Genomic DNA, 6,400 nt, shown 5'->3' with positions numbered 1-6,400 from the left:
CAGTATTTGCTTTTTCGAAGTGGGCTGTTGACCATTGGTTATGATGATAAATTGACATGATTTGCTGTTTTGTATAAGGAGTTTCTTGATCAGATCAACGGATTTACAATAAGTTCAATTTATTTCAAATTTGTGTAGAAGAGTCAGCGTTTACCTTACGCCAAGAAGCCATTTCTAGTAGAAAGTATCCATGATTTTGGGTGAAAACGAACTCCGAAACTTGAGTTATAAAACATATAAATACAATCCCATTCAGGTGTTGTTAACAATCTCTCTTTTATAATCGATTTTATGTTCAATTGTAAGTCTATTAATAGTTTAATTGCACAGTTTTTAATTAATAATTGGTAACCCCCCCAGCTCTGCTGGGGAGACTCGCATAGGTTCCACCGATACTAAGGTATCGCTACCTTTTAAGCTCGACCAAAAGCAAAAGGTAGTACCTATGCGAGATTATAAGAGTTTGTCTCATACAAAGTGGGATTGTAAATACCATGTAGTCTTTATCCCGAAAAGAAGGCAAAAGTTGATATTTGGTGCAATAAGAAAACATCTTGGGGAAGTATTTCATCAACTAGCGAATCAAAAAGGCATTGTGATAGAAAAAGGGCATTTAATGAAAGATCATGTTCATATGTGCCTAAGTATTCCACCGAAGTATGCAGTTTCGAATGTTGTTGGTTTTTTAAAAGGGAAAAGTGCTATTTCAATTGCTCGTAACTTTAAGAGCAGGCAAAGAAACTTTGTAGGAGAAGAGTTTTGGGCACGTGGTTATTTTGTTTCCACAGTTGGTTTAGATGAAAATGTTGTTAGGGAATACATCAAAAATCAAGAAAAAGAAGATGTACACCGAGATCAAATGAATAACCCCGCCCCAAGGGGCGAGGTATCATTAGATGTTGTCGTCACTCCTGCGAAAGCAGGAGTCTAATGGCTTTCGCTTTAAGCGCAATGAAAGCCCTTCGAGGGCGTAACCCAATAAGCCTCCGGCTTAGCCGGAGGTAATTTAACTGTTATGAGTATAAACTCATTCACGTAACTCTAAAAATAAAGGTAGGCTATGATAGAAAGCGATGAGGTTATTTTATCTAACAATCTAATATATACAGTTTTCGCCACTAAGTCAGACTTGAAAGAATTAGCAATAATTGCAAAAGAAAATTTTATTTCTGATGCCAATTACTCTGAATTAGAAACTGAAACAGTTCAAGGTTTTGTAGATTTGAATTCAGAAAAAAATATATTAATAAAATTAAAATCTAGCAGACATACAATCATTGTTGCTAAAAATAAAGATAATCAAAAACCTATAGGATTTTGTATTTTTAAAATCGACTCCAATAATAACTTTATTGGCACGAGAGCACATGTTCAGCATGAATATAGAGGAATGAATGTAGGTAAGATGCTATTTCATTCAGCTATTGCGTATTGTAATAAAAACACACAAGCTAAAATTTTTTTTGCTGATGCCAGTGGAAAAGCATCATCCGTTTTTAAGGAAAATAATTTTTTATTTATTGGTCAACATCCTAATAAAAGGATTAAAAAGGCTTCCGTTTATAGGTTTGCAATCAGTATTAATAATTCTATTCAACCTAAAGTAGCGTCAGAATTTCTACCGCTGTTACTAATAGACGAGAAAGAGTATTACCTTTTAATTCTCAAAGAATATGGACTGTTATTTGAAGATTTGTTTAAAAACATTGAAAGAATGCATGAAACCGGAAACTCAGGTATCAGTCAATCTGTCTTCGAACATGTTAGAAATGGATTATTACTTATGAACGACATTAGGGATAATATTGGAGATTGTTTTTTTAGAAGTGTCAATTGGCAAGAAGCTAAAACTATGTGGATAATTCATGATATTGGGGAATTTGGAATGGATAAAGATATTCCAAATTTAACTAAATCCTCTGAAGATAGAGAAAAAGAGACAAAAAAAACACAAATTACCATCAATAGTATTAAAAATATTTTTTTAATGAATGTGTTAAATAATCTTTTTTTGAGGTATGAGAATATAGATTATGGTGAAACAGATTTAGAATCTATTCTTGTAAAATTTGTTGATAAATTTGAAGCAGCTGAATTTATTGGTAAGTGTGGTGTTGCTCATATATGGAAAAATAAGGTTGGAGTTAATATTTTTGAGGAAATCTTAGACCGTTTTGCGCTTGGATTGTTTTTTAAATCTGCTGAAGTTATTTTCGCTTCTATTGATGTAAGAGGTAAGAGTTGGTTAAAAATAAAAATTATTGAAATGTTAGAGATGTATAAAGAAAATTGTTTGATTAGTCAAAGGATGTTCGATAAGAAAGTTGAACGTGTAGAGAGAATATCTCAGTTGGATTCGGCCCCTGACTCTTCTACACAAATTTGAGATAAATTGAACTTATTTTAAATCCGTTTATCCGAGCTAGAAATCACTTCATACAGAACAACAAATCATGTCAATTTATCATCATAGCCAATGGTCAAATACCCACATCGAAAAAGCAAATACTGGTGATGCACGAAGAACAAAATGCTTAATTGAAACGGCTGCGGATATGGCACGTCGTAGTGGCAAATCAATCGCTTTATCATGCCAAGGTGACGAGGAAAACAGGAAGGAGCTTACCGATTGATGCGCAATGACACTGTTGCACCAGAAGTAATACGTTGCTTAGGATTTAATTACACCGAAGAGCAAGCACAGTCATATTCAGAAATTTTTAGCCTTAGATGACACAACATCATTAAGTTATAAACATCAGGTTGCATCCCAATTAGGAAAGCTTGGTAGTGTAAAAGATAAAGCTCGTGGATGGTTGTTCATTCAACACTTTTATTAGACTCCTTTACCACCAAGGCCATTGGGCTCATATATCAAGATTGGTGGTGTCGCCCTAATAACCCAGGAGAGGCTGACGAAAAAGAAAGTGGTAAATGGGCGGACGCTTCACACTTTTGCCGTCAATGCTTAGGGGGCACGATGTCACGAGTGATTTAGGTCTGTGACAGAGAAGCTGACATACAAAGCTATTTTGGGGTCTAAGCTCTAACCCCAGATTTTTTTCATCGCCAGTACGGATTAGCTGTAGTCACTTGAGCTCATAACACTTTTCGATTCAACAAACTGGCTCACTTTTGGACAGAAATGCGTTAGGTGTTCGTTTCACTTTAGTGATTAAACGCACAATAAACGTCTAAACTTACTGTGGTTAGAATTAACAACTAAAGGTTGATTAGTTACTGTAAAGATCAAATTTCTTCTCATGACTTTAATAGCTTCGAACTGAGATTCATTCAGGAATTTACTTAACTCGGTAAAAAGATTAGGCTGATTAGGAACAGCTATCTGTTTTCTTCCTCTATACAGATACGCTGTTTGATCAAACCCTGAATGTGTTTTTATTATAAGCTGTTGATAATCGCAATCAGATACTTCGAAGAAGTCACAATCTTTCACAGTCTGTGTTAGATTAGAAAATGAGATTCTTATTTGCCCTTTAGTTTCAAACATAACTTGCTCTAATTGTCAAAATGGAGAAAAGTAAAACTAGTCTAAAATATACAACAAATTAGATAAACAAATACAGTGTTTGGGTCATCTCCGAGTTTCGTTCTGTAAACAATCAAAGGACATAAACGTGTTTCGGTTTCAGTTCGTAATCAATAGATTGCATTAGAAAAAGTATATCTAAAATCAAATTATGAACATCAAATTGCTGAAAGCCACGACTAACCCTAAAAATACAACTTAGGGCTTACAACAGTAGACCTGTGCACAACAAAGGTTATGGTCGATAAGTCTTGGATAGATCCTAATTACCTGCTTAAAAGTTTCTTAAGTTTTCTCTACTGGAAAGGCTTCTATCAGTGGTTTGGTTCTAATATATTTATACTCGGGTATTTACTTAAAAATATTATGTGTTTTTTTAAAAAAACAAACTGACCTTTCCTTGGTATTACTCTGTTTCTTCTTTTTAAGGCAATTTACTATATCGACTATTTCCTTAGCTGTTTTGTTATTTAATTTAGTAAAAGGAAAGTCAGATTCAGTTGCATACCAAGAAACAGATTCTTTGAAAATAATTTCACTCTCTGTATTCAATTCACTTTCCATTACCTCAAGATTAATGAACCCATCAGTAGGTGTATATTCAGATCTTGTTCCATATACAGGCAAAATATTCGTGTATGACTGATTTAGTTTTTCATAGATGTTCGATTGCTGAGCACTACATCCGACAAATAATATACATGCTATTAAAATTGTTAAACCAGTTATTTTAAACATTCTCTTCACCAAAAAAGAAAAACACATGACATTTTAATCCCACGCCTGCTAATTTACACGGATTAATATACAGAACCAGTAATATTGCAGCATTTACCATAACGCTTTCTTGTATGCACTTCAGAAAGTAACTTCGGGTTAAATCACCGCTAACGTCATAAAAGCACATATTATCTTGATGGAAGGTAGCTGGTTTAAGTCAGTTAACAAATGATGATTTTCACCACAACAGCACTTGACGCAAACTTATAGCACGAACCACTATAAAAATTAATCATTAGGTCTGCTATGTCATAAAATACTCGATCCAAAGAACATGATTTTTAACGAGTAAACATTACAAGTAGTATTGCAGTGAATGTACGTTGCTAACTTATTTTGGGCATTTCCGTGTTTCGCCTCACAACACGAATCTGGACAAAAGTGTGCCAGCCGATCATACAGGCACAGGTTTGGAACTAAATGATCTATAAATAGTTTATGGAATCACATTTAATTAGTTACAAAGATTGTTGTTACTTAAATTGCAATCACGGCTGCATGTGACGGTTAACTTCTAGGTCTTAATTGATTCAATTCAGCAATAATATGGCCTTCACTTGATTTTAATTTTTGTAGTTTAGCTGTTAGTGCTGCATTTTGTCCTGAATTGTTATGACTCTGGAGTTGCCTCATTACTTCACTTATTTTTGTGCGAACACTTTGCAAACGCCGACTACAGTCTCTAAGTAAATGCTGTTCTTTTGCTGTGCGAGTATAATGTGATTTAGTCGATTTTGACGGAGCAAGGAGAGCCTCGTGAGGTATTGCGTCCTTTGAATCTGCTAGTGAGATTGATTGAACCAAAGGAGAACTTTTTTTCCCCCTATTATCAATGTGATTCCTTTTCATATTGAGTTTATGCCAGTCTTCTTTTCCAGTATCAAACTCAGAAATAAGTTCTGTCGATCCAACTCCTGATAAAGACATTAATAACCCCTCATGAAAGTAGTTTTTTTAAGATAAACCTTCTCAAACATTTGTACTAAGAATAGAAAGTTACATCTAATAACAATGTTACTCACCATAGTCTTCATCATAAAAAAATAAACAAATGTATTAATACTTCGTGATTAGATATAACATTGCAACGAATCGTTGCAGACACGAAATGGGGCATTTTTGAGTCAGCAGATATTCAAGACTGACTCAATATTGGATATAAATGCGCCTCTTAAATAAGCTTGATACCTTATAAAATATACCAGCTAGAAGCTAATAAACAATCTAGCTTTCTTATAGATATATCATCTTTTTATAGTAAAGACTTAGAGGGTAGAATTGTCCTATAAGATCTCGATATATGTAAAAGTTATGTCTTGCTTAACTGGAATTACTCAATGCTTGCAGTTTTATCTCTGCAACGGCTATTGCCAGACATTGCATGAAGCGGCTCATAATGGTGATACATACAGCATAAAACAATTATTAAGAGCTGGTCATAGCATTGACCGTCAAGATGATGATGGTGATACAGCATTAATCATATCAGCCCGCAGGGGATTTACGGCTATTGTCGAGCTACTTTTAGAGCGCAGTGCAGATAAGAATATTAAGAATAACTCAAATGAAACAGCACAGAGTGTTGCTAGGACTGAATATATTAAGACACTTTTTGCCCCTCCAATGGAGCTCAACTCAATTCCGGAAGAAATGAGACCAAAAGATACCTCAAAAAACAAGCTATACGTATAACCAAACTAATTTAAAACGACTACTTCAGCTATTATCTTGATTGCTATCGCTGTCTCATTTTGGGGCATTTCCGTGTTTCGTGCTGTAAACAGCCTATGGACATAAACGTGTTTCGATTTAGGCTCATAATCAATAGACTGCATTAGAAAAAGTATCTCTAAAATCATATTATGAAAATAAAATTGCTGAAAGCTACGATTAGCCCTAAAAATATAACTTAGGGCTTACATTAGGGCTTGCAACACTCAACTCAAATGCGCACAACGGTAGTTATGGTAAATAGAGACTGACATCAGTCTTTGCTGGCTTACTCGACTAGCAAATAGACAACAGGTTACGGGCCTGTCTCTTGATCAGATCTCAGAGGGTTTCTTCGTC

The 6,400-nt window shown here is 34.6% G+C and carries 6 protein-coding genes; 4 read left to right on the top strand and 2 right to left on the bottom strand.

Translation table 11 applies throughout. From position 1 onward, the window contains the following. Positions 1 to 445: 445 nt before the first annotated feature. The 3 genes from tnpA (at position 446) to JQC92_RS20445 (ending at position 2,633) form a co-directional block, all read left to right on the top strand. Positions 446 to 931 (top strand): IS200/IS605 family transposase, encoded by a 486-nt coding sequence (tnpA, locus tag JQC92_RS20455; RefSeq protein WP_205001389.1) that lies wholly within the window; start codon positions 446 to 448, stop codon positions 929 to 931. Positions 932 to 1,060: 129 nt separating this feature from the next. After that, a complete protein-coding gene (locus JQC92_RS20450; RefSeq protein WP_205001388.1) occupies positions 1,061 to 2,386 on the top strand; it encodes a GNAT family N-acetyltransferase in 1,326 nt (441 codons plus the stop codon). 67 nt (positions 2,387 to 2,453) lie between these two features. Continuing rightward, positions 2,454 to 2,633 carry a transposase DNA-binding-containing protein gene (locus tag JQC92_RS20445; RefSeq protein WP_205001387.1) on the top strand — a complete coding sequence of 60 codons (180 nt, stop codon included), beginning with the start codon at positions 2,454 to 2,456 and terminating at the stop codon, positions 2,631 to 2,633. Positions 2,634 to 3,901: 1,268 nt separating this feature from the next. On the opposite strand, the gene JQC92_RS20440 is transcribed toward JQC92_RS20445, so the two are convergent. Continuing rightward, positions 3,902 to 4,288 carry a hypothetical protein gene (locus JQC92_RS20440; RefSeq protein ID WP_205001386.1) on the bottom strand — a complete coding sequence of 129 codons (387 nt, stop codon included), beginning with the start codon at positions 4,286 to 4,288 and terminating at the stop codon, positions 3,902 to 3,904. A gap of 549 nt (positions 4,289 to 4,837) precedes the next feature. Beyond that, on the bottom strand, positions 4,838 to 5,257 hold the full coding sequence (locus tag JQC92_RS20435; RefSeq protein WP_205001385.1) for a hypothetical protein: 420 nt from the start codon (positions 5,255 to 5,257) through the stop codon (positions 4,838 to 4,840). A gap of 384 nt (positions 5,258 to 5,641) precedes the next feature. Here JQC92_RS20435 and JQC92_RS20430 point away from each other — a divergent pair, with 384 nt between their 5' ends. Next, positions 5,642 to 6,022: an ankyrin repeat domain-containing protein gene (locus JQC92_RS20430; protein WP_205001383.1), complete on the top strand. Its 381-nt coding sequence runs from the start codon at positions 5,642 to 5,644 to the stop codon at positions 6,020 to 6,022. The last annotated feature ends 378 nt before the right edge of the window (positions 6,023 to 6,400 follow it).

It is taken from the genome of Parashewanella hymeniacidonis (assembly GCF_016900895.1).
Classification (GTDB): Bacteria; Pseudomonadota; Gammaproteobacteria; order Enterobacterales; family Shewanellaceae; genus Parashewanella; species Parashewanella hymeniacidonis.
Note: the sequence above shows the minus strand (reverse complement) of the source record. Positions and strands in the feature narration are given on the sequence as shown.